Genomic DNA, 23401 nt, shown 5'->3' on the forward strand with positions numbered 1-23401 from the left:
ATGCACACATAATCCAAATGTGAGTTAAAAGCGGCACAAACGGCCATGCTATTGCTGCGCCGTTACGCAGTTGATCAGGCGAGCAGTGCAGCGCTACTGGAGTGGTTAAAGCCCTTTGAAGACTTTGTTTATCGCAAACAGGGTAACGGCGATTTCAGTTCGCACATCAACCTATCAAAGAAACTGATCAGTAAATCCAATTTTATCCATGGTGATGAATTGATCGATAAAATGGTGCTATTGATAAAAGAAGAGTTACATCATTTCCAACAAGTGCTAGAGATTATGCAGGCCCGAAATATTGAGTATCAGACATTAACTGCCGCTCGTTATGCTCGCGGGTTAATGAAGCATGTTCGTACTCATGAGCCCGCCAAATTAATAGACACTCTCATTTGCGGCGCATTTATCGAAGCCCGTTCATGCGAACGTTTCGCCAAGTTAGCCCCGCATTTAGATGAAGAGCTGCACAAGTTTTATATTTCTTTACTGCGTTCTGAGGCTCGCCACTTTCAAGATTATTTGACTCTAGCAGAGCGCGTACATGGCAGCTCAATAAACGCAAGGGTGCAGTTTTTTGCTGAAGTTGAAGCCAATTTAATTCAACAACCCGACACAGATTTTCGCTTCCACAGTGGTCCAGTCGAATCAAATGCGCTAAGCACGGTGGCTTAGCGCTATATATACTTTAACGTAAGTTTGGGTGGATTAGCTCTGGATCAGGATTGAAAATTTAAACTATGCAGATCAAGACCATTAGGCGTAGCGACTAAAACACTGCCTTGCTCGTACCAGTCGCCAAGTACAATGCGTCGTGCGGATTGACCATTAACGTCAAGTTCATGAACAGCCGGTCGGTGGGTGTGACCGTGGATCATGGTGTGCACATTATGCTTGGTAAATGTCTCAATCACCGCGTCAGGTGCAACATCCATTATATCTGCTGCAAGTCGCTGTTTATTGGCGGTACTTTTTTTCCGTCCACGTGAGGCAAGGTGGCGTCGCAATGCAAGCGGCAATGCGCCCATGAGGGTTTGCCACCAACGCGTGCGGGCGCGACGGCGGAACTTTTGATATTCAATATCATCGGTGCATAATTCGTCGCCATGCAACAACAGAGTGGGCTCGCCATATAAATCGATGACGGTTTGTTCAGCTAAAATGGTAAATCCGGCTTGTCGAGCAAATCGCTCTCCAATGGCAAAATCACGATTACCGTGGATAAAGAAAATAGGCGTGGAAGCAGATAGCGATTTGAAAATGGCGGCTATATGCTGATTGAATGGCGTTTGATTGTCATCGCCTATCCATACTTCAAATAAGTCACCCAACACGTATAACGCATCAGCCTCAGGCGCTTGCTCGCGCATGAAAGTTTCGAAACACGCTGTGATTTCAGGAAAATCTTCGCCTAGGTGCAAATCAGAAATAAAGTAAGTCAGCGACATAGAGTAGATAAAGTAAAGTTTGGCGGAAACTGGAACAACAGTGGGTTGTTCCAGTTAAATAAATTAGTCGTTCCGAACTGAAACAGACTCGATAACATAAGGGCTAATAGGTACGTCGGCATGATAACCATCAATTCGAGTTTTAGCTTCAGCTATGGTATCGACAACGTCCATACCGGCGACAACTTCGCCAAATACACAGTAACCCCAGCCATTCACGGTTTCGTTGCGAAAATCGAGAAAATCATTATCGACAAGATTGATAAAAAATTGCGCGCTAGCGCTGTGCGGATCATTAGTACGCGCCATAGCAATTGTTCCGCGCAGGTTCTTCTTGCCATTGTTAGCTTCGTTTTCTATGGGCTCGCCGGAATCTTTTTGTTGCATTTCCGCATCAAATCCACCGCCTTGGATCATGAAATTTTTGATGACGCGATGAAATAGAGTGCCTTCATAAAATCCGCTCTCTACATATTGCATGAAATTCGCAACTGTTTTAGGTGCGTCTTCGGCGAAGAGCTTGAGCGTAATATCGCCGTAATTTGTATGTAAAATAACCATGGTATTACTCATATTAAACAATTATGTGAAGTGTACCAGTAATCCATGGTCACACAAAAGATTAACCGCGCTAGTGTACAGAGTCGTTGAATTTGCTACACTTCGCGCCGTTTTTAAACAAATCACAAGGTCAACGTATTATGTTGCAGCTATTCAATACACGTACGCGTAAAAAGCAACCATTTATTCCTCGCGAAGAGAATAAAGTGGGGCTGTATGTGTGTGGAATAACCGTGTACGACTTGTGTCACATGGGGCACGCCAGAACTTATTTGAGTTTTGATATTCTGGTTCGTTACCTGCGGTCGCGTGGTTATGACGTGACCTACGTGCGTAACATTACTGATGTGGATGATAAAATCATCCAGCGTGCAAACGCCAACGGTGAGAGTGCAGACGAATTAACCGCACGCACTATAGCCATGATGCACGAGGATTTTGCCGCGATTAACCTACTCGAGCCCGACATAGAGCCGCGAGTGACAACTCATATGAGTGAGATCATTGCGGTGATTGAACGTTTGATAGATAAAGGCCACGCCTATGTAACGGCCAGTGGTGATGTGTTATTTGAAGTATCTACTTACGCAGCTTATGGTGAGTTAAGTAAGCAAGATTTAACTCAGCTGAATGCTGGAGCGCGGGTTGATGTAGATGAGCAAAAGCGCGATCCCATGGATTTTGCCTTGTGGAAAGCCACCAAACCAGGTGAACCAAGTTGGGATTCTCCGTGGGGCCAAGGCCGCCCTGGCTGGCACATCGAATGTTCAGCGATGAATCATAAACACCTCGGTGAACATTTTGATATTCACGGCGGTGGTTCGGATTTGATTTTTCCGCACCACGAGAATGAGATTGCCCAGTCTTGCTGCGCATTTGATACCCCTTATGTAAACGTTTGGATGCATGCGGGTATGGTGCAAGTCAATGATGAGAAAATGTCGAAATCGTTGGGTAACTTTTTTACTTTGCGAGATGTACTCAAACAGCACGATCCTGAGACATTACGCTTTTTCCTAATGTCTGCACATTACCGTAGCCAATTAAGCTATAGCGAAGACAACATTCTGCAAGCGCGAGCTGGGTTAGAGCGTTTGTACACCGCACTGCGAGGTGTTGATATTCCGAGCTCAGGCGCGTTGGATCACGCCGGTTACTTGGAGAAGTTTAACGCGGCTATGGATGATGACCTCAACATGCCAGAGGCTATCGCAGTTTTGTTTGAAATTGCTAGAGACCTGAATAAAGCCAAATCTACACCAGCAGAAGCGGAAAAACTGGCCTTCGTCTTAGTCGGTTTGGGTAAGATCCTTGGGATTTTGCAACTTGAACCGAATGCCTATTTGCAAGGGGAGCAGGGGGATGATGTTGCTGAGATCGAGGCATTGATTAAACAACGCAATGATGCTCGAGCGGCAAAAGATTGGGCGAGCGCCGATGCTGCTAGGGATGCGTTAAAAGCACTGAACATCGAGCTAGAAGATGGCCCTCAAGGAACAACCTGGCGCCGCTTATAAATTAGTCTCTTCTACCACTGGCTGTGCTTTGCGCGCAGCCAGTTCACTGTGCCAGCGTTTGCTGCCAACGTGAGCTTTGACCAGATCAAGCACTTCATTCACCACCAACAATACTTCACTATCCAATGCTTTCTCTTCTAAGGTTTCTTGCTCGAGCCCATTGGCAACAAATTCTTCAATTTGTTCTGGGGTTAGGTCGCTAAGTAGGTTGATAATCGACTGAGTAACAATATCTGTCACTGAAGCTTCTAGTGTTTTTTCTATCGTTGAACCCACGACGGGCACGATTTTCATCGCTGATATATGGTCATTGTTGCGGATTGCTTTACCCACACTATTGAGTACGTGATCTCGGATCACCTTGCCGTGTATCGGATGTAAAATACTATGACCCACATGATTGAGTGTAGAGGCTCCCCAATGTGTGATCACTTGCTTGCGAGGCAACAATACGGTTTGCACAATGTCGTCGATAAGTGGTGATCCGGCACTGATATCCTTTTGTGCGTCACTGATCACTTTGACAACTATTCGGTCACTCAGTTCTTCGACCAAAACATCGTAATAGAAGGCAATAAAGCGAAATAACGCTGTCTGGTTTAAGTCGATGATATTAAATTTGTGTAAGCGATGAAGGATAGAAATTATCCGCAAAAAGCGGAATATTCGAGTCGCCGCTAATGGAATACACCCGACAAGATCATACCAGTGAATAAACGGGAAAAAATACCAGCGCATATAGGTTTTGCGTACGATGGAGGCAATCCAGCGAATTACAAATTCGGTCAAAAATATGCCAATAAACACTAAATCAACAAACAGGAAGTTTTCATGTAGAGGGTCATAAGCAACGACAAACGCGGGCGTATATTCTGCTAAAAATCGATATACCACGTCGGTCGCATAGAGTGCGTCAAAGATCAGCCACACCATATTGAGGAATAATACGCCCAGCATCACAAGGTCCAACAGTAACCATGGACCTTCATGACTAGCGCGCAAATTCTCGCGATTAATCTTTAACATTCACCCGTCTCTAACTGGCAACGTTGGCGACATCAACAATGACGGTAAGCTTTTGCCCGGGTTGCAGGTACTTTTGTTTGTGCAAGCTATTCCATTGTTTTAATTGCGATACACGCACCTTGAATTTATTCGCGATACGTGAAAGTGAATCTCCGTTGCGCACTGTATAGGTCAGTGTTCGAGTCACGGCTTCTGGTGCTTCTTCACCGTCTATCCAGATTGCGAGCTTCTGACCTGGTCTTAACATGTCGCCAGGCGCCATTCCGTTCCATCTTGCGAGTGCTTTGGTCGTCACTCCGTACTTGCGTGCTAAATCCCAGAACGTATCGCCAGAGACAATGGTGTGAGTAATCTGATGACCGCGCCGATCCCTATTTTGCAACGCCAGTAAACGTTGCTCAGAAGATAGCGAATACTCTTGTAAGTCGCGCAAAGCAACCGGAACGAGAAGGTGATCTCCGGCTCTGATCACATTACCTTTCAGTTGATTAACCTGCTTAATCACATCAGCTGTAGTGTGATATTGCTTAGCAATTTTCAGCAAACTGTCGCCGCGTTTTATTTCATGGCGCGCCCAGTTTAAACGCTCTTTTTCATCGGCTTCGGCCAAGGCGGTAACAAAAGTAGTGACTGATTTTTTCGGCAACACCAACTGGTGAGGGCCTTCCGGATCAGTTGCCCAGCGATTAAATCCAGGATTCAGCGCCGATAATGCTTCGACCGACAAGCCGGCAAATTTGGCGGCAATCGCAAGATCAATCTGCTGATGAACATCCACGATTTCGATAACCGCTTCATCTTTTATCACTGGCCAAGCGAATTCGTACTGTTCGCGATTCTTCAGAATATCTGCTAATGCTAAAAGTTTCGGCACGTAAGCTCTAGTCTCGCGGGGTAACTCAAGGGACCAAAAGTCCGTCGGCTTGCCTTGTTTGGTATTTTTACGAATGGCTCTTTTTACTCGTCCTTCACCACTATTGTAAGCTGCTAAGGCATGTAACCAATCGCCATCAAAAAACTCATGCAAATACTGTAGGTAGTCAATCGCGGCTTCGGTTGATGCAATCACATCACGCCGCCCGTCATACCACCACGTTTGCTTTAATCCAAAGCGCTTACCTGTGCCCTCAATAAATTGCCACATTCCAGCAGCACTGCCGTGGGAATACGCAAACGGGTCAAAGGCACTCTCTACAATGGGTAAAAGCACCATCTCCATTGGCATATCGCGGGCTTTGAGACGTTCAACGATATGCTGTAAAAAAGGTTCTGCCCGCTTAGATACCCGCGCCATGTAATTAGGATGTTTAAGATACCAACGCTTTTGCGCGTTTACTCGTGCGTCATCAGGTATAGGGAAACTAAAATCGACTGCGGCAATATCCCACAAATTGGTGAGTTCTGGGGTGACTTCTTCTGCAGCCGACAAGTCAAGCTCGATTGGCTCAACTGGGTGCATTGTCTCGATAACACCTTCGTTATCAACGGGCTCTTCTTGGGGGACGCTAAGTGCAATGGGTTGTGTTGATACGTCAGGTTGTGCGGTGCTAACGCAGCCCGATAAAATTACCCAAAAGGCAATACCACTAAGGGTAACAGCAGCTCTATTCGTCATTTATAACCTTGGCTAGCAACAAAAATCCATACGCCAGTTTACCTGTTTGTCGGTACTAATACCAACCTAGTACTTGTCAGAGTATTGGATATTAAAAATTGTCTTTCCAAGCTCTGACCGCAGTGAAAACCTCAAGTTCACTCTCAACATCTCGATTCTCATGGCGCTGAACTGACTGTTGAATTTCCGCACTGTGGCTGCGCAGGAACGGGTTGATGGCCTTTTCTATACTGATCTTACTTGGCAGCGTTGGTTGGTCTGCCTCGCGCTGAGTTTGCGCCCATGTTAAACGCTCCATTAGTGCCGCATTATTCGGCTCAACGGCACGCGCAAAATCCATATTTGCTAGCGTATATTCATGGGTGCACCACACCAATGTGGTGTCTGGAAGGGCGGATAATTTGGCTAGTGATTGGCGCATCTGCTCTGGCGAGCCCTCAAATAAGCGCCCGCAACCGGCACTAAACAGAGTGTCGCCGCACAATACGCCGCCATGACCAATAAAGCCAATATGGTCGAGCGTATGGCCTGGGATTTCAATGACCTTAAATAAGAGTCCAAGTTGTTTGATTTCGACACTATCATTTTCTGTTACTGTTTCATTGAGGTGCGTGATCTTTGGATTTTGCGGTCCAATGACACGTAATCCTGGCCAGTGCTTGCAAAGTTCAGGTAACCCTCCGGTATGGTCAGCGTGATGATGAGTGATTAAAACAGCGGTAAGCTCAAGCTGATGCTGCTGGCAGAATGTAACAACTGGTTTAGCATCCCCCGGATCTACAACGACACAGCGTTTGTCATCGTAGAAACACCAAATGTAGTTGTCGACAAAGGCTGGAATTGGTGTTATCGATACACCAGTTGGCAAGGCAGTACTCATTGGTTTTCGCTCATCGCTTATCGCTCATAGTCGGGTACTATAGGGAGATGTGGTATACATATCAACGTGGAATTAGGCAGCAACGAACGGCATGAAGGCAGCACTTAAGCACGATCACAGTCACTATCCGACGCATTGGCGAGCACTGCCAAATGGTGAGCTATTACAGCAATCGATCGCAGCAAACTTGGCAGTCCACTCGCGCCTTTGTTTTGGCTACCATTTACTGAAAATAGGTCGCCTAACTGCAAGCATTGAATTATCAGAATGCACGATAAAACACACCGTGACACTCACGCAATCGCAGGAGGAAAATTCTTCGGTAGTAGGTAAAGCAACCGATCTGCCATTTGCCGAAAACAGCATTGATGCCGTGGTTACAGCATTGGAATTAGATTTTTGTGCCGATCCACATCAAGTCTTACGGGAGATTGATCGGGTTATTACCCCAAACGGGCATCTGATGTTAATCGGGTTAAATCCGTTTAGTATGGATTGGCTTCTCAGTTTTTTGCCCTTCAAACGTTACCGTTCATTGCGTCACGCCCGATATTTCCGCCAAGGTAGAGTCACGGACTGGTTGCATTTATTAGGTTTTGAAGTCATCAAGAGTAGTAAAATTGCGCATTTTTGTTTGCTTTTTAACAGTGCAAATGCTGCGGCAGTAAAACTGAATCGCTGGTGTGCTAAATATTTTCCCTGGAGTGGTGCAGCATACGTCATAATCGCGCGAAAACGTGAAATCCCATTATCATTAGTTAAACCCTCTTGGCGTTTAAAGCCTAAGTTTTCAGCTATCGGCGCATCAGCCACGGTACAAACCAGAAATTAATTCAATGAATAAACTGGCGAAAGTGGAGATTTCGGCAATAATGTCGATAACAACTTTGTGACAATTAATCGTTTATCAACCTTGAGTGAGACCAAAGGCGATGTTTTCAAGAAAGTCCAAGCCAGAAGATTTACAACAAATAAAAAAACTCAGTGAACAAAATTCAGTGCTTGAAAGCCAAATAGCTGAGCTACGTGCCCAGTTAGATGCTGAATCACATGATGCAGCGCGCATGAAAAGTGAAGTGGAAGCCAGCCATCAATTTTTGCGAGCTGTTGCCCAGTCAGGTGGCAGCATCGGCAATGTGCGCGACAAGGCCTTGGAGGCTGCACATGCCTTAATGGCTCAGCGGGACGAATTGGCCGGCTCAGACGCGACCTTTGAAGGCTCGTCTGAAGTCTTGGATGATACGGTTTCTGGCCTAAGTCAGATTGATGAAATTTCATCACGTGGGGTGAAACACGCGGGTGAATTATCTGGCTTGGCGAGTAGCATTAGTAACTTTGTGGTTGTGATCAATTCAATTGCCGAGCAAACCAACCTATTGGCACTAAACGCAGCCATTGAGGCAGCTCGTGCTGGCGAAACTGGGCGTGGGTTTGCTGTGGTCGCAGAGGAAGTCCGTAATCTAGCAATGCGTTCTTCTGAATCTACGCAAGAGATTAATAACTTGGTTGCCAAAATCGAAGAAGGCACCCGTAACATCGAAACCAATATTAATGAAGTGTCGGAAAAGTCTCGCGAATTGGTCGGCAAAACCGGTGATGTGCGCTCGCGAGTGTCAGATATCTTGTCGTTGGCTAAACGCATGCGCAACACTATCAGAGAAACGGCAGGCGAAAGTTTGTTTACCGCAGCTCAACTTGAAGTATTAGCATTAAAAAGTAGTGTTTACGAAGCGTTGGCTAGCGGAAAAACAGCTCAACTGCCAGGCTACAGTGAAAGTCAATTAGCTAACTTAGAGGGCGTTTCACAGGCCGACTTGCGTGGTTTAGATACTAACTATCGTCGTTTCGCTGATGCGGCATCGGCGTTATTGTCGAAAAGCCAAGCGTCCGGAAAAGTAGATGCAGGGGCATTACAAGCATTTGAAGAAGCGAGCAATAAGCTCATTCATTCTTTGTAAAAAAGTCGCGTTGACGAATTAATATGCAGTAAAAAAACGCCCGTACAGACGGGCGTTTTTTGTTTTCGCTGATTATTACTTAACTCGCATGCCCGGTTTTGCACCTGCATGTGGCTCTAAAATATATAAGTCTTTACCACCAGGGCCTGCGGCTAAAACCATACCTTCAGATAGGCCAAAGCGCATTTTACGCGGTGCTAAGTTGGCTACCATTACAGTGTACTTGCCAGTGAGGTCTTCAGGTTGGTAGGCAGATTTTATACCGGCAAAAATCTGTCGAGTTTCGTCGCCAATGTCCAATTCCAGACGTAAAAGCTTATCGGCACCCTCAACGTGCTCAGCCGTTACTATTTTGGCGATACGCAAGTCAATTTTGGCAAAATCATCAAAGCTTATGGTCTCAGCAATAGGGTCTGATACACGCTCTACAGGCTTTGCTGCTTCTGGTGTAATCGTTTCTTTTGAGTCTTCTATCATGGCGTTAACTTTATCCATTTCAATACGTTGCATCATGGGCTTAAATTTATTGATGGCATGCCCATACAGCGGCTGCGCCGCGCTTTCCCACGTCAAATTATCATTTAAGAAGGCTTCGGCTTGCTCGGCGAGCTTTGGTAGCACCGGCTTAAGGTAGGTAACTAGAATTCGAAAACAATTGATACCTAATGAACAAACATCATGGGTAAGGGTTTGTTTGTCTTCATCCTTAATGGTGACCCATGGCGCTTGCGCATCAATGTATTGATTCGCGCGGTCGGCCAGTGCCATTATTTCACGGACTGCTTTATGGTATTGGCGCGATTCAAAGCCTTTGGCAATGGATTCTGAGGCGTTTGTGAATGCTGCCAGCAACTCTGCATCGGCGCAGTTGTCTGAAAGCTTGCCGTCAAAGCGTTTGGTTATAAAGCTGGCGCAACGGCTAGCAATATTAACCACTTTACCGACTAAGTCGGCATTCACCTTTTGTGCGAAGTCTTCAAAATTTAAGTCAATATCGGTGACGGTATCGCTAAGCTTTGAGGCAAAATAGTAGCGCAAATATTCCGGATTTAGATGATCAAGGTACGTGCGGCCTTTAATGAAGGTGCCCCGCGATTTTGACATTTTTGCCCCATTAACGGTAACAAAACCATGCACATTAACACCCGTTGGTTTTCTGAAACCTGCGCCATCGAGCATCGCTGGCCAGAACAAGCAATGGAAATAAGTGATGTCTTTACCAATAAAGTGATAAAGCTCTGTATCGGTGCCAGTCTGCCAATAGGCATCAAAATCTATACCTTCACGGTCACACAAGTTTTTAAAACTGGCCATGTAACCCACAGGTGCGTCTACCCAAACATAAAAATACTTGTTTGGTGCATTTGGAATTTCGAATCCAAAATAGGGGGCATCACGACTGATATCCCATTGTTGCAGCCCTTGCTCAAACCATTCGTTCAGTTTGTTGGCCATTTCAGTTTGCACGGCGCCGCTGCGCAACCAGTCATGTAACATGCTCTCAAACTGCGGCAAATCGAAGAAATAATGCTCAGAGTCTTTCAAAATAGGCGTCGCGCCTGATACTGCCGAACGTGGATTTTTGATTTCTGTTGGGCTGTAGGTTGCAGAACACACATCACAGCTATCGCCATATTGGTCTTCAGCACCACAGTTTGGACAGGTACCTTTGACAAATCGGTCAGGTAAAAACATGTTCTTTTCTGGATCGAACAGTTGGCTAATAGTTCGAGTACTTATATAGCCATTAGCATTTAAGCGGTTATATACTTCTTCACAAAGAATTTTGTTCTCTTCTGAATGCGTGACGTAGTAATTATCGTATTCGACGTAAAAATCGAGTAAGTCTTGATGATGCTCTGCACGTGTTTGGGCAACCATTTGCTCGGGAGTAATACCTAGTTCCTGTGCTTTAAGCATTACCGGGGTACCGTGTGCATCATCGGCACAGACACTGTAACACTGATGGCCACGCATGCGCTGAAAGCGAGCCCAAATGTCAGTTTGAATGTGTTCTAGTAGGTGACCTAGATGGATAGAACCGTTAGCATAAGGTAACGCACTGGTTACCAATATTTGGCGTTGCTTGCCTGACGATAAAGACCGATCGTTGATTGACATGTATTTCCGAGCATTAGGGTTAAAAAAATAGCTGCAAATACTACCGTAAACACGGGGGGTTTGCATCCGTAAATTAAACGCATTTACTGCGACAAACAGGTAATTTTACCGGCGTTCTAAGGAGATTAACGTGGGGATTTTTTCTCGCTCTAAAAAAAGTGAAGATTCGCTCAAGAGTCACTTGGTATCGTTACTGGCCGAATTTTATGTGGTTGACCATAGCAAACCGTCCGCTTGGGTGACTGTGGAAGACGATGTGGTTACCATTGGTTTACCTTTTGTCGCCGCATCACAGTCTGATGTTTTACTTGATTGGCTGCAAGCTGAATGGGCGCAACGTTTTGCTGAGTTAACCATGCCGGCGATTCAATTAACCACACAAATTCCAGTCATGCACAGTGCGAAGCAACCTGTGACCAATGTGAAAAATATCATTGCAATTGCATCGGGCAAAGGCGGAGTAGGGAAGTCCGCGACTACCATTAATCTTGCCTATGCCTTGCAAAAAGAAGGCGCCAAGGTCGGCGTTCTCGATGCGGATATCTATGGTCCATCTGTTCCTATTATGTTGGGTAATCCACAGGAACACCCCACCAGTGAAGACAACAAACACATGCAGCCCATAGCCGCGAATGGCATTGTGGCAAACTCAATTGGCTACTTGGTGCCTGCTGAAAATGCCACAGTTTGGCGCGGGCCCATGGCCAGTCGAGCGTTACATCAACTCCTTTATGAAACACAGTGGCCGGTGCTGGACTACTTATTGGTTGATATGCCACCAGGTACCGGCGATATCCAGCTAACGATGTCTCAGCAAGTGCCCTTAACTGCGGCGATTGTTGTGACCACACCACAAGACATTGCGCTGGCGGATGCCACTAAAGGTATTGCGATGTTTGAAAAAGTGGATATTCCGGTACTGGGGTTGATTGAGAACATGAGTTATTACCAGTGCCGTAAATGTGGTGAGCGCGAGTATGTTTTCGCTACCGAAGGAGGGCAGCGCTTAGCTGACCGCCACAATATTCCACTGATTGGTACGTTACCTCTGGATATTCGCATTCGTGAGCATGCAGATAGTGGGCAAAATTTACTCCACACGGATCCAGAAGGTCCATTGGCTCAAGCGTATTTGCAAGCCGCTCGCACATTGTCACAGCAACTCGCGTTTGATTTAGATGTGCACGCGGAAGCTGCAAACGCGGTGCGCGGTGAACCAATCTCTGTTGTGCAAGAGTCTTAATCTTACACTAGGTATTGCTTGCGGGTAGGCGGGCAAGCATAATACGTGAGGTCGCAGGTGACGCGGCTAATTAAATGGAGACGTACACATGCGTTTGTGTGACCGCGATATATACAAGCATTTGCAGGAAGGCAAAATTGCCATTACCCCAACTCCGGATTACGACCAGATAAGTGGCGTTACGGTTGATATTCGTTTGGGCAACAAATTTCGCGTGTTTGAAGATCATGCAGCGCCGTATATCGATCTCAGCGGTAAAAAAGAAGAGATGCAGGAAGCACTGAATTCAGTGATGAGTGACGAAATACAAGTCGCTGAAGGTAAAGCCTTTTTCTTACACCCTGGAGAACTTGCGTTAGCGGTTACATTAGAGTCAGTTACGTTACCTGATGACATTGTTGGCTGGCTTGACGGGCGTTCTTCGCTAGCACGATTAGGCTTGATGGTGCACGTCACTGCACACCGAATCGATCCAGGTTGGTCTGGCAATATCGTATTAGAATTTTTTAATAGTGGTAAACTTCCCTTAGCATTAAAACCGGGCATGAAAATCGGCGCATTGTCTTTCGAAGTATTATCCAATCCCGCAGAAAAACCTTACAACGCGCGTTTAGACGCAAAATATAAGGGGCAAGATAGTGCTGTGGCGAGCCGGATTAGTGCCGACGATAAGAGCTAGCTGAGCGAACGCGACAGGCTTCTGTTGCTAGGTGGCGTAGTTTACACAACGTGATAATAAATTGCGAAGAAGTGGCACGCGGCGCCCGCAACAACGAACAAATGCCAAATAGCGTGCGTATAGTGACGACTTTTCAGCATGTAAAAAGGGATCCCTGCACTGTAACAAAGCCCGCCAGCGACCAATAGCGTAAATCCGCCAGCTGAAAGCGCTTGATAGATAGGGTAGATTAGCAAAATAGCAAACCAACCTAATGCAGCATAAGTGGTTACGCTAATTTTGGGATATCTATGTCCAATGGTAGTTTTAAACACAATGCCTGCAATGGCGATGCTCCAAACCGTGATCATAGCCGCCGTTCCAATCCAACCACCCACCGCAAGTACCATAAACGGTGTGTAGGTTCCTGCAATGAGTAAATAAATGGCTGTGTGATCAATTTTTCGTAAGATCTTCCGCCAATACACATCTTTGACCGAGTGATAGATAGTGGAAGATATAAACATCGCGGCAAGACTGGTTGCATAAATTAGTGCAGTGATATACTCAACAGTGCTGTCGCTTTTAATGCTAAGTGCTACCAAACCTACGATCGCCAGACAAAACCCAAGTGCATGCGTACTCGCATTGAGTAATTCCTCAATCGGCGAATAGTGAGCATGATCCATGGAAATTGATTTCTTGGGTAACATAACGAGAATAAAACGGACTAGAACTGCACAACAGTGTAGCTTTTCAGCGTACAACTGTACACCGAAAAAGCTTGGCTTCATAAAATCTCATAATTTTTCTATCGGCATGCACCTTGGAAGTTGAACAATAAATCGTCAACTAAAGCAAAATCTGGCGGATCCCAGCGCATTGGGACGATTTAGCCTTTGCTTTAAAATGGAAAATCAGTAGAATGCGCGTCTTCGGTCGGTGTGTAGCGCAGCCTGGTAGCGCACTGTCATGGGGTGTCAGGGGTCGGAGGTTCAAATCCTCTCACACCGACCAATTATCTTCCTGATACCTATAGAGTTTCAATTCCTTTATTCTCGTAAGTCGCCGTTCTTGCACCTCCAAATTAGTGCTATCAACGAGATAGAATCATTGCTAAGCCCATAGTGTATTTTATGTTGCTAACACAACTCGATTTCTGCCAGCGGATTTTGCTTGATATAACGCAACATCCGCTCGTTTAATTAATTCTGGTATCGTTTCGTTCTCTTGACATTCAGCGACTCCAAAGCTTGAGGTGAAATGAATATTCTTGCCTTGATATTCTACTCCAAATCCTTCAATTGCAGCTCGCAAACGTTCGGATAATTCCAATGTGTCTGTAATCGTATTCCCTGCTACCAATACAATAAACTCTTCTCCTCCTAAACGGCAGCATATGTCACTATCGCGAACCAGTGATGTCAACAATTCGGATACTTTGCTTAGTACGAGGTCGCCGGCTTCATGCCCATATGAGTCATTAATTTTTTTAAAAAAATCGATATCTATTGCGATCGCAGTCAACGTAGTTCCTTCTGCGAAGCCCAAGTTAACTTGCATTTCCATGCCTCTTCGATTGGACAAGCCGGTGAGCGGATCTTTATTTGATAACTCAGTCACCTTTTTCTTTTCATTAATCAGGAGGCCGGTGGTTACACCGAGTCCAATGAATACAAATGATACCGCTTGGGAAAAAACAGTCACTGCAAACAGTTGCTTCACATCGTCAGATGTCATTACCCAAACTATCTGAAAAACAGCGACACACTGGACGATTAATATGGCGGCCATCACTAGAGCGGTGCCACAGTTTCGTTTGAATTGGCCTTGCCGCACCATCGTAAAAGTTGCATACGGAAGCAGCGTTAAGGCGAAAAATGCTTCAACCAAGGCGAAAACGGGAATTGTGCTTATATTTACAGCCGTAAGGCTGAAAACTATCGCTAAAATTATTACCCGTTTGACGTGCAAAAGGCCATCAGAATAATGATTTATCACAGCCAAATAAAGCATTGCGCATGATACGCAGAATGCGACAACGCTGCCACCCAGCAACGTTGGAACTACTCCCTCAACAGCTAGCCAAGTAGCAAAAAAACCAACGGTGCCAAATAAAAAGTAAAATTTAAAAAACTTTAAAGAAGTGGTGTATAAGAATGTCTTAGAAATTCGAATGAATATAAAGGTACATGCTAGAACCGCGCTTAAAATCACTACGAAAAACCCCGTGGTGAAAACGTCTTTGTAAAGCGTTAGGTCCATAACAATGAGCTCGTTGTAAAAGTACTTCATTAATCTTACATCATGAAAAACATCTCATCAGCATATTATGCCGCTCAGGATCCATTGAAATATAAAGGTTCATTGGCAAGTATTACTAGCGTTCCATTTTTGCTACCGACTTGGCTCTGTGACACCTGAATTTAGGGTTTGCTTAATGCTTTCCCAATAGAGGCTTTATAGGCATTAGTGACTTAAATGTCCTAAGCAACGGTGGATTTTGGGGCTAAGTTGAAATCTAAATTGTGATACGAGAAAGTCCGTGCCTTGGTGCGTTGAAGTAAGGGGTTATTTCATGGTTTACGCGCAAGGATCAAAATCTCGTTGGATTATATAGTTATCAAGAGTTTTCGTTAGTATCTTTAACCTACAGATTTACAATCGGTTTCAAGATAGGCACTCAGCTGTTTTTTCAAAATTCATTAAAGTTAATTCTTCATGTTGATAAGAGACCTAGCATAACAGACCGAGTCAACTATACTTTTTATTAGCGATTATTAGGAAGGGTGACAGCCAAATGTCTTTAACTAAACGCCAAATTTTCTTGATCCAAAGCAGCTTTCAAAAAGTCGCTCCTATTTCAGAAACAGCCGCTACTTTGTTTTATCGCAAACTATTCGAGTACGATCCAAGCCTGAGGCCGCTTTTCAAGAATGACATGAAGTCTCAAGGAAAAAAACTAATGATGACTCTGGGTACAGCTGTAAAAGGCTTGTCAGATATCGACGCTTTGGTACCTGTGTTGCAAAATTTGGCGATAAAACACGTAGATTATGGAGTGAAAGTTGAAGATTATACTCCCGTAGGGAACGCGTTGATCTATGCCTTGAGTCAAGGTCTTAGGACTGATTTTAATCAGGAAGTAAGGCAAGCTTGGGTAGATTTATTCCGATTGGTCGCTGAAGTGATGAGAAGTGCTGCGTATTCGAATTACAATGCCAGTACCTATAAAAACATCAAGCGTTATAACTTCTAAGCCATCAAGCATTCATGACAATATTTTAACTATTGCTGCAAGAAATAAATTGAGGTTTGTTCCTTTAATACGTGCAGGCAACGGACGAGTATTACTTTCTAATTCGATTTCAATTGAAATAATAGTTGCGTTGGCCATTTCGACGGTCACTGCTACATTAACAACAATTGTTGGTCCTGCCTCTTAAAAACAAGAAGAGTGAATATGAAAAAAATAAAGATGCAACAATTGCTCATCCGCTGGATATGTTTGCTTAGTAGTGTAATCACTTTAGAAGTGTATGCTCATGATACGTTTCTAATGCCCGTCCAAGGGACATATCCAATAAGTGGTAAGGTCGAGATTAGGATGTCCAGTGGGCTATCGTTTCCAGAACAAACTTGGGGTATTGATGAACGTCGAATTGATTTCACCACTCTCAAGTTAAATGGAGAAACAATCGATACTCCAACGTTTGCACTAACCAAAGATTATTTATCGTTAGGTTTCATAGCACCCCAAAATGGCGTAGTCACAGTCGCAATCAGTACCAAGGCTCGTTCAGGTGCTATTGATAATGAAAACGTAGATGGATATTTAGATGAAATTGGTGCAACGTCACGCGTAAGAGAGGCATTTCAAGCATTGCCAGGAAAGCCTTCCCTGCAAAGAAGCTACGTTAAGCATACGAAGACCTTTTTGTGTATTGAGCTTTGTGATTTTGGCTTAGAATTTTTGTCTAAGCCAGTCGGACAAAAATTAGAGTTCGTAGGAACGAAAGAGTCCAAAAGTATTTTTGAGCTTGTTTATCAAGGTGACCCTCTTCCTAATCATCCGGTAGAAGTAAAGAACACGGCTAAAGAAGCAATTACGCTCATCACAGACCAATACGGGAAAGTGGATATAAAGGGAATACTTTCTGGGACTTTGATGCTAGCAGCCATAGCACTTAAAGTGCCCGATAATGCCGACGGACTTTATCATAGTGATCAGGCAACGCTAGTTTTGGTGCGATAAATATTGTTTTTTCGCCCCTCATTGTTTCACTCCACTGTTCTTGTAAAGTCGATGTTTAGAAAGATGACTATAAGTGTTAGGTTCAATCATTCGCGATGTTACTTTACCTCACTTTTTTTCCAAAAGAAGAAGGTGCATCTACTTCTGCAGGTCGTCTCTAATTCATTGGAGGCTTGACCTTAGAGTCGCTCTAAACAATAAATTCATGAGATCAAAATCATGACTGAGGAGAGAGTAAGATGTCAGAAAAAGCTTCGAAAACGCAGCGGAATATTACTCTACAAATAGAGGGTATGAACTGCGCTTCATGTGTTCGGCGAGTCGAGTTAGAACTTGCAAAAGTGCCTGGCGTTAGCCGCGCAATAGTAAATCTAGCAGCGAGTAAAGCAAACATCTATTTTGACTTACAGCCTACGCCGCAAGAATTGGTCGATGCGGTAGAAAAAGCCGGATATTCAGCGCACTATGTTGAATATGAGTCTGCTGAGTATGAAACTGCAACAGTCGTTAAAGACAAAGAGCAAGCAATGTTAAAAAGAGATCTAATGCTTGCAGCCGTGCTTACTCTACCGGTTTTTGTCCTGGAAATGGGAGCTCATTTAGTGCCCTCAGTTCATCACTATATCGCCACAACGATAGGGATGCAGGTGAATTGGTATATTCAATTTGTTCTGGTCTCTATTGTGCTAGCTGTTCCGGGCCGTCGCTTCTTCAAACAAGGCTTACCTGCGCTTCTCAGAAGATCGCCAGATATGAATTCACTAGTCGTGGTCGGGACATCATCAGCCTATATATTCTCTGTAGTCGCAACATTCATCCCTGCGGCTTTACCAACAGGAAGCCGAAATGTTTACTATGAAGCCGCAGCAGTCATTATTACACTTATTTTGTTAGGTCGATTACTTGAGGCGAGGGCAAAGGGCAAGACTTCTCAGGCTATACAACGGCTGATAGGGTTACAAGTAAAAACGGCATTAGTCGTGCGCGATGAAAAGCGTATTCATATACCAATCAGTGAAGTAAGTGTTGATGATATTGTAGAAATCCATCCAGGCGAAAGCATTCCTGTGGATGGGGAGGTGATAAATGGAAGTAGCTATGTCGACGAATCAATGGTGACTGGAGAGCCTGTTCCCGTTGAGAAGCAAGTAGGAAGCTTAGCTGTCGGCGGAACGATAAACCAAACCGGCGCATTGACGGTTAAAGTCAATGCAGTGGGTACAAATACTGTTTTGGCTAAAATAATTCGCTTGGTAGAGGGAGCGCAAGGGGCGAAGTTACCTATCCAAAGTTTAGTAGATCAAGTAACAATGTGGTTTGTTCCCGCCGTTATTAGCTTATCGGCGCTTACCTTTTTTGTTTGGCTAATATGGGGACCTCCCGGGACTGTTAGTCTCGCGCTTGTAAACGCGGTCGCAGTTTTGATCATTGCCTGTCCTTGTGCGATGGGACTGGCCACGCCAACGTCCATCATGGTTGGCACCGGGAAGGGGGCTGAGATGGGGGTGCTTTTTCGTAAAGGCGAAGCGCTACAGCAACTTAAAGATACCAAACTCATTGCCATGGATAAAACGGGAACCCTTACGAAAGGTAGACCAGTGGTTACCGACTTCTACCCAAAAGATAGCTTCTCCAATGATAGAGTGCTGGCGCTCATCGCCGCAGTAGAAGACAAATCAGAGCATCCAATTGCTCAAGCGATTGTAGAAAAGGCTAGATCGCAAGAGCTGGACCTCCATGAAGTATCAGATTTTGAATCTGTAACCGGCTTTGGAGTAAAAGGCATGGTAGACGATATTCGGGTGGAGATTGGAGCAGATCGTTTGATGGCTCAGCTAGGTATCGACACATCATACTTTTCAGATGTCGCGAAACGGCTTGGGAATGAAGGAAAGTCGCCCTTTTATGCAGCATTAAACGGCGAGCTCGCGGCTATCATTGCAGTGGCAGATCCAATCAAAGGTGGGGCAGCGGAAGTCGTGCGCAATCTTCATCAGTTAGGTGTTCAGGTAGTGATGCTCACCGGAGACAATCGACGCACTGCAGAGGCAGTAGCGCACCAGATAGGCATTGACCGCGTGGTCGCTGAAGTATTACCAGAAGGCAAGCTAAACACACTGAAAAAACTCAGGGATGAATTCGGATGTATTGCTTTTGTTGGCGATGGTATTAATGATGCACCAGCGTTGGCCGAAGCAGATGTAGGCATCGCAATCGGATCTGGTACTGATATTGCGATTGAGGCCGCCGACGTGGTGCTTGTTTCTGAAAGCTTGAATGGAGTTGCAAATGCGATTGTGTTATCAGCTGCGACTATTCGCAATATTAAACAGAATTTATTTTGGGCATTTAGTTATAACATTATTCTAATTCCAGTTGCGGCAGGAGTATTATTCCCAACTTATGGTTTACTTCTTTCACCGATATTGGCTGCAGGTGCCATGACGCTATCATCCCTATTCGTGATCGAAAATGCGTTGCGGTTACGAAAATTCAAACCTAATAATTAAGCTGATTGCAAAGTTTACTTCGGCAGCTAGAAATATCTTAATGGTAAATGGTCTTATCTCCGAGGGAGGTAAAGTCTTATAGAAATTGTGATAGACATGTTTTTTACACTTTGCACCCTTTATTTCAAAAATCCACATGCAAGATACTGCGTCGACGATGGGCAGTTTATCAATCAACTTTTCATTTATTGGTTTTTGCCAACAATATTGCTGTACGTATTACTGATGAACGATAGGAAGAAGTTCTGACGCAGTCTTCTCACGCACTATTGGGGCAAATGTGGTCGGCGTCAACGGGAATGAATGTTATTGATGAGATCCGCGTGGAGCTTGAACTTACGTCAGGAAGTTTAATTACATTTAGCTAAGCCGATTGAATGAGGTCGCATAAGTTTTGTTTACTGGCTCTTTGTAAACGAAGAGCCAGTAAACAAAGGATGACCTAATAGTTGTGCACTTAAGCTAGCCACATTGTTTTGGCAAGCTCAGTTAAGCACCCAGACCAAATGGGTCATCAATGCTATGAGAGGGTTCAGTAAACCACCGAGGTCCTTGTGTAGTGATGTAGAAGTGGTCTTCTAGACGGATCCCAAACTGATCCGGTACCACTATCATTGGTTCATTACTAAAACACATGCCTTGGCCAAGTATTTGTGGATTATCTTTAACCAAATAGGGCCATTCATGAATATCCATGCCTAATCCATGCCCAGTGCGGTGAGGGCAGCCAGGCAATTGATAGTCAGGTCCTAATCCAACAGACGTAAGATAGGTGCGCGCCGCATCATCAACAGCACCACAAGTAGCGCCAAATTGAGCCGCATTAAATGCAGCTAGCTGAGCTGCCTTTTCATGTTGCCACATTGCTCGCTGGTCTTTAGTGGCATCGCCATAGACATAGGTGCGGGTAATATCTGAGTGATAGCCATTCAGCCGGCAACCTGTATCGATCAGCACAACGTCACCATATTTTAAGGTTTGTGGCGCTTTTACACCGTGCGGGAATGAAGAGGCGACTCCAAATAGTACAATACAGAATGAACTCCCAGATGCACCGACCTTTTTATGGGCCTGATTAATAAAGGTTTCCACCTCTGTGGTTGTGATCCCTTCGTGAAGTATACTAGCCGCGGCTTGATGCACTTTTAGCGTCATATTCATGGCCGTTTGAATGATGTTGAGCTCTTGCTCTGATTTGTGCATTCGGCAATGCGCTGTGACGCTTTTTGCATTGATTATCTGGTAGCTATTGTGGACGGCATTAAGCCCGTCATAAATAAAAAACGGTGCGTTTTCATCCATGCCGATGGTAGCCGTTTTGCTAATTCCCAAGTCCGAAAGTAGGGAATGCAACCACTCAAATGGGTTTTCATGTTCGTGCCAAAGGATGGTAGGAGCCTGAACAACCATTGCGTCTTTTATTGAACCGAGCTCAAAATGAGGTGCAATGAAATCAAGTTCACCAGTCGCGGTTAACACAGCGCCGACAAGCCGCTCACTAGGATACCATTGCAAGCCAGTGAAATATGCCAAGCTGGTTCCGGCATTTAAATAGATTGCATCAATAGCATGGGTACGCATGTATGCCTGGGCTTTGCTGATCCGCTGGTGGTACTCCTCAACCTGAATAGGTACCAGCGCAGTTGTCATGTCTTCTAATTCAGCCAGTGCTTGTTCGGTTGTTTTGCCACCCACACCAATAGGCAGTATTTGTGATGTCACGCGTAAACCTCTCTTTTTAAGCCGCAGCGAGTTGCTTGGCGATCCAGTTGTTAATCCGCTTTTCTAATATAGACAGGGGTAAAGCTCCACCACCAATCACTTGGTCGTGAAAAGTACGGATGTCAAATTTGTCACCCAGTTTTTTCTGTGCTCTATCCCGTAACTCTATGATTTTTAGTCGGCCAATCATATAGGCGGTTGCTTGTCCGGGCCAAACAAAATAACGCTGTACCTCCGTGCGCATAGATATCTCAGAACGCGGGGAGTTTTGCTTGAAGAACTCAAATGCTTGTTCTTCGGTCCAGCCTTTGGCGTTAATTCCGGTGTCGGCGACTAAACGTATCGCGCGCCATATCTCAAGCACGAGTCGGCCAAAATCTGAATAAGGGTCGTCAAAAGCTCCCATCTCTTTGGCGAGTAATTCGCTATACACCGCCCATCCTTCAACAAATCCAGTAAATGAAGCTTGTGTGCGAAATGCCGGCACGTTATCTAACTCTTGAGCAATCGAGATTTGCATGTGATGACCAGGGTTTCCTTCATGATAAGCTACCGCTTCCATTTCAATGATTGGCATCGCCGTCATGTCAGAGAGATGCGCGTAATAGGTGCCGGGACGAGAGCCATCTGGAGTGCCGGCATAATAATGCTGTGCCATGCCCGCTTGCTCTCGGAAAGGCTCTACGCGTCGAACTACAAGGTCAGCTTTAGGTAATATGCCAAAGTAGTTAGGAAGTAATTTAGTGAGCGAAGCTAGGTAGTCCCTAGAATCTCGAAGATATGCCTCACGGCCATCATCGGTATCCGGATAAAAGAAGCGGCGGTCGTCTTTGTTGTCCCGCACAAGCTTGAAAAAGTCTTGCAAGCTCCCCTCAAAACCCACCTGATCCATGATGTTTTGCATGTCTTTGCGGATGCGCTGTATTTGCTTAAGGCCTAGCTCGTGGATTTCATCGGCGGTCATCGACGTAGTATTTTGGATTTGCAATGTTGCAGCGTAGTAATTTTTACCATCGGGTAAAGCGCTCACACCTTGAGCGATATCAGATACATTGACGATATCCTCCTGCAGCCAGCGTATTACATTCTGATATGCTGTTTGAAAATTAGATTTTAATTCGTTGCTGACCTCTTTCTCTAATTCATATGTCTGCGCTTTGTTGATCTTACCAGCTTCCAGCAGTTGCCTTATTTCTTGTTTGGCATCAGCGTATAATGGTGAATCGGAAGTGCTGTTATCAAAGGGACGTCCGCTAAGCAGATTTTTGCAGTGCTGTATTACCTCTAGATAAGAAAATTTTGGTGGGCGTACATCTTTCGCAGCGTTTTGCTTGGCTCTAACTAACAGTTGCTCAATCGCTCTTGATAGTTCTTTAATACGACTGATGTAGGCACGCATATCGTCAATAGAGCCCACTTTATGACTGTTTATTAAAAAGTTAGGGAGCCTGACATGGATCCCTTCCATTTGATGAAATATGTAACGGTTATAGCGGAATTGGTAGGACAGCTGCGCATGTTCGGCCTGCTGCATAAACACATCGAAAGACGTTTGCTCTTCTGGTGATAGGCGAAGATAATCAAACTGCTGCTCAAGCTCTGCCGCTGACAACGTAAACCAACTAACACGCTTGAGCTCAGCTTCTTCGCTCATGTCGTCGATATCGGCATAGCCATCCTTAAGACCAAGACGAGTACGCATAATGGGCGAGAATTTCAGATACTCTTGATATTTTTGTGCAAACCATTCTCTTAACTTTTCGCTTCTTAATTCATTTGTCTTAGAGTCAGCGATAACTGGCAGGGCGGTCATGATGGTGAAAGTGAAAGCGATGACATATTTGAACATAAGGGCACAGGTTGAGAGCTTAATGCTGAATTCTGCAC

The 23401-nt window shown here is 44.9% G+C and carries 18 protein-coding genes, 1 tRNA gene and 1 pseudogene; 10 read left to right on the forward strand and 10 right to left on the reverse strand.

Translation table 11 applies throughout. The features are described from left to right. Positions 1-18: 18 nt before the first annotated feature. Positions 19-675, forward strand: a pseudogene (gene miaE / locus CSH92_RS06775) (tRNA isopentenyl-2-thiomethyl-A-37 hydroxylase MiaE); the annotation flags it as partial. 44 nt (positions 676-719) lie between these two features. Here miaE and CSH92_RS06780 read toward each other — a convergent pair. Both CSH92_RS06780 and CSH92_RS06785 read right to left on the reverse strand, forming a co-directional pair. After that, entirely contained in the window at positions 720-1448 is a 729-nt protein-coding gene (locus tag CSH92_RS06780; protein WP_100656878.1) for a UDP-2,3-diacylglucosamine diphosphatase, read from the reverse strand. Positions 1449-1511: 63 nt separating this feature from the next. After that, a complete protein-coding gene (locus CSH92_RS06785; protein WP_100657455.1) occupies positions 1512-2009 on the reverse strand; it encodes a peptidylprolyl isomerase in 498 nt (165 codons plus the stop codon). A gap of 140 nt (positions 2010-2149) precedes the next feature. On the opposite strand from CSH92_RS06785, the gene cysS reads away from it, so the two are divergent. Beyond that, positions 2150-3526, forward strand: a complete 1377-nt coding sequence (cysS, locus tag CSH92_RS06790; RefSeq protein ID WP_100657456.1) for a cysteine--tRNA ligase — start codon at positions 2150-2152, stop codon at positions 3524-3526. Here cysS and CSH92_RS06795 read toward each other — a convergent pair. The 3 genes from CSH92_RS06795 to gloB form a co-directional block, all read right to left on the reverse strand. After that, entirely contained in the window at positions 3521-4552 is a 1032-nt protein-coding gene (locus tag CSH92_RS06795) for an ion transporter (protein WP_100656879.1), read from the reverse strand. The two genes, cysS and CSH92_RS06795, sit on opposite strands and share 6 nt — an antisense overlap. 10 nt (positions 4553-4562) lie before the next feature. After that, on the reverse strand, positions 4563-6167 hold the full coding sequence (locus CSH92_RS06800) for a lytic transglycosylase (RefSeq protein ID WP_100656880.1): 1605 nt from the start codon (positions 6165-6167) through the stop codon (positions 4563-4565). A 91-nt stretch (positions 6168-6258) separates the two neighbouring features. Continuing rightward, positions 6259-7047 carry a hydroxyacylglutathione hydrolase gene (gene gloB / locus CSH92_RS06805; protein ID WP_100656881.1) on the reverse strand — a complete coding sequence of 263 codons (789 nt, stop codon included), beginning with the start codon at positions 7045-7047 and terminating at the stop codon, positions 6259-6261. Positions 7048-7138: 91 nt separating this feature from the next. Here gloB and CSH92_RS06810 point away from each other — a divergent pair, with 91 nt between their 5' ends. Further along, positions 7139-7879: a class I SAM-dependent methyltransferase gene (locus CSH92_RS06810; protein WP_100656882.1), complete on the forward strand. Its 741-nt coding sequence runs from the start codon at positions 7139-7141 to the stop codon at positions 7877-7879. Between the two features lie 100 nt (positions 7880-7979). Further along, entirely contained in the window at positions 7980-9005 is a 1026-nt protein-coding gene (locus CSH92_RS06815) for a methyl-accepting chemotaxis protein (RefSeq protein WP_100656883.1), read from the forward strand. Positions 9006-9080: 75 nt separating this feature from the next. Here the strand turns inward: CSH92_RS06815 and metG are convergent, their stop codons facing one another. Then, positions 9081-11126: a methionine--tRNA ligase gene (metG, locus tag CSH92_RS06820; RefSeq protein ID WP_100656884.1), complete on the reverse strand. Its 2046-nt coding sequence runs from the start codon at positions 11124-11126 to the stop codon at positions 9081-9083. Between the two features lie 136 nt (positions 11127-11262). Between metG and apbC the strand changes: the two genes are divergently transcribed. Continuing rightward, positions 11263-12369, forward strand: coding sequence for an iron-sulfur cluster carrier protein ApbC (apbC, locus tag CSH92_RS06825; RefSeq protein ID WP_100657457.1), 1107 nt, complete (start codon positions 11263-11265; stop codon positions 12367-12369). Positions 12370-12457: 88 nt separating this feature from the next. After that, a complete protein-coding gene (gene dcd / locus CSH92_RS06830; RefSeq protein ID WP_100656885.1) occupies positions 12458-13048 on the forward strand; it encodes a dCTP deaminase in 591 nt (196 codons plus the stop codon). 41 nt (positions 13049-13089) lie between these two features. On the opposite strand, the gene trhA is transcribed toward dcd, so the two are convergent. Continuing rightward, positions 13090-13740, reverse strand: coding sequence for a PAQR family membrane homeostasis protein TrhA (trhA, locus tag CSH92_RS06835; protein ID WP_100657458.1), 651 nt, complete (start codon positions 13738-13740; stop codon positions 13090-13092). A 227-nt stretch (positions 13741-13967) separates the two neighbouring features. Here trhA and CSH92_RS06840 point away from each other — a divergent pair. Further along, positions 13968-14044: transfer RNA gene (locus tag CSH92_RS06840), tRNA-Pro, on the forward strand. Between the two features lie 117 nt (positions 14045-14161). On the opposite strand, the gene CSH92_RS06845 is transcribed toward CSH92_RS06840, so the two are convergent. Continuing rightward, the gene (locus CSH92_RS06845) at positions 14162-15244 is read right to left on the reverse strand and encodes a GGDEF domain-containing protein (RefSeq protein WP_164084678.1); all 1083 of its coding nucleotides are present in this window, start codon (positions 15242-15244) and stop codon (positions 14162-14164) included. A 583-nt stretch (positions 15245-15827) separates the two neighbouring features. Between CSH92_RS06845 and CSH92_RS06850 the strand changes: the two genes are divergently transcribed. From CSH92_RS06850 to CSH92_RS06860, 3 genes are all read left to right on the forward strand, one after another. Then, on the forward strand, positions 15828-16286 hold the full coding sequence (locus CSH92_RS06850) for a globin family protein (protein ID WP_100656887.1): 459 nt from the start codon (positions 15828-15830) through the stop codon (positions 16284-16286). 204 nt (positions 16287-16490) lie between these two features. After that, positions 16491-17282, forward strand: coding sequence for a DUF4198 domain-containing protein (locus CSH92_RS06855; protein WP_100656888.1), 792 nt, complete (start codon positions 16491-16493; stop codon positions 17280-17282). A 239-nt stretch (positions 17283-17521) separates the two neighbouring features. After that, positions 17522-19792, forward strand: coding sequence for a heavy metal translocating P-type ATPase (locus CSH92_RS06860; RefSeq protein WP_100656889.1), 2271 nt, complete (start codon positions 17522-17524; stop codon positions 19790-19792). 489 nt (positions 19793-20281) lie between these two features. Here CSH92_RS06860 and CSH92_RS06865 read toward each other — a convergent pair whose 3' ends face one another. After that, positions 20282-21502: a M24 family metallopeptidase gene (locus tag CSH92_RS06865; RefSeq protein WP_276307866.1), complete on the reverse strand. Its 1221-nt coding sequence runs from the start codon at positions 21500-21502 to the stop codon at positions 20282-20284. 28 nt (positions 21503-21530) lie between these two features. After that, positions 21531-23363, reverse strand: coding sequence for a DUF885 domain-containing protein (locus tag CSH92_RS06870; protein WP_100656890.1), 1833 nt, complete (start codon positions 23361-23363; stop codon positions 21531-21533). Between the last annotated feature and the right edge of the window lie 38 nt (positions 23364-23401).

Origin of the sequence: Neoalteromonas flava, from assembly GCF_002807685.1 — a bacterium.
GTDB lineage: Bacteria > Pseudomonadota > Gammaproteobacteria > Enterobacterales > Alteromonadaceae > Alteromonas_E > Alteromonas_E flava.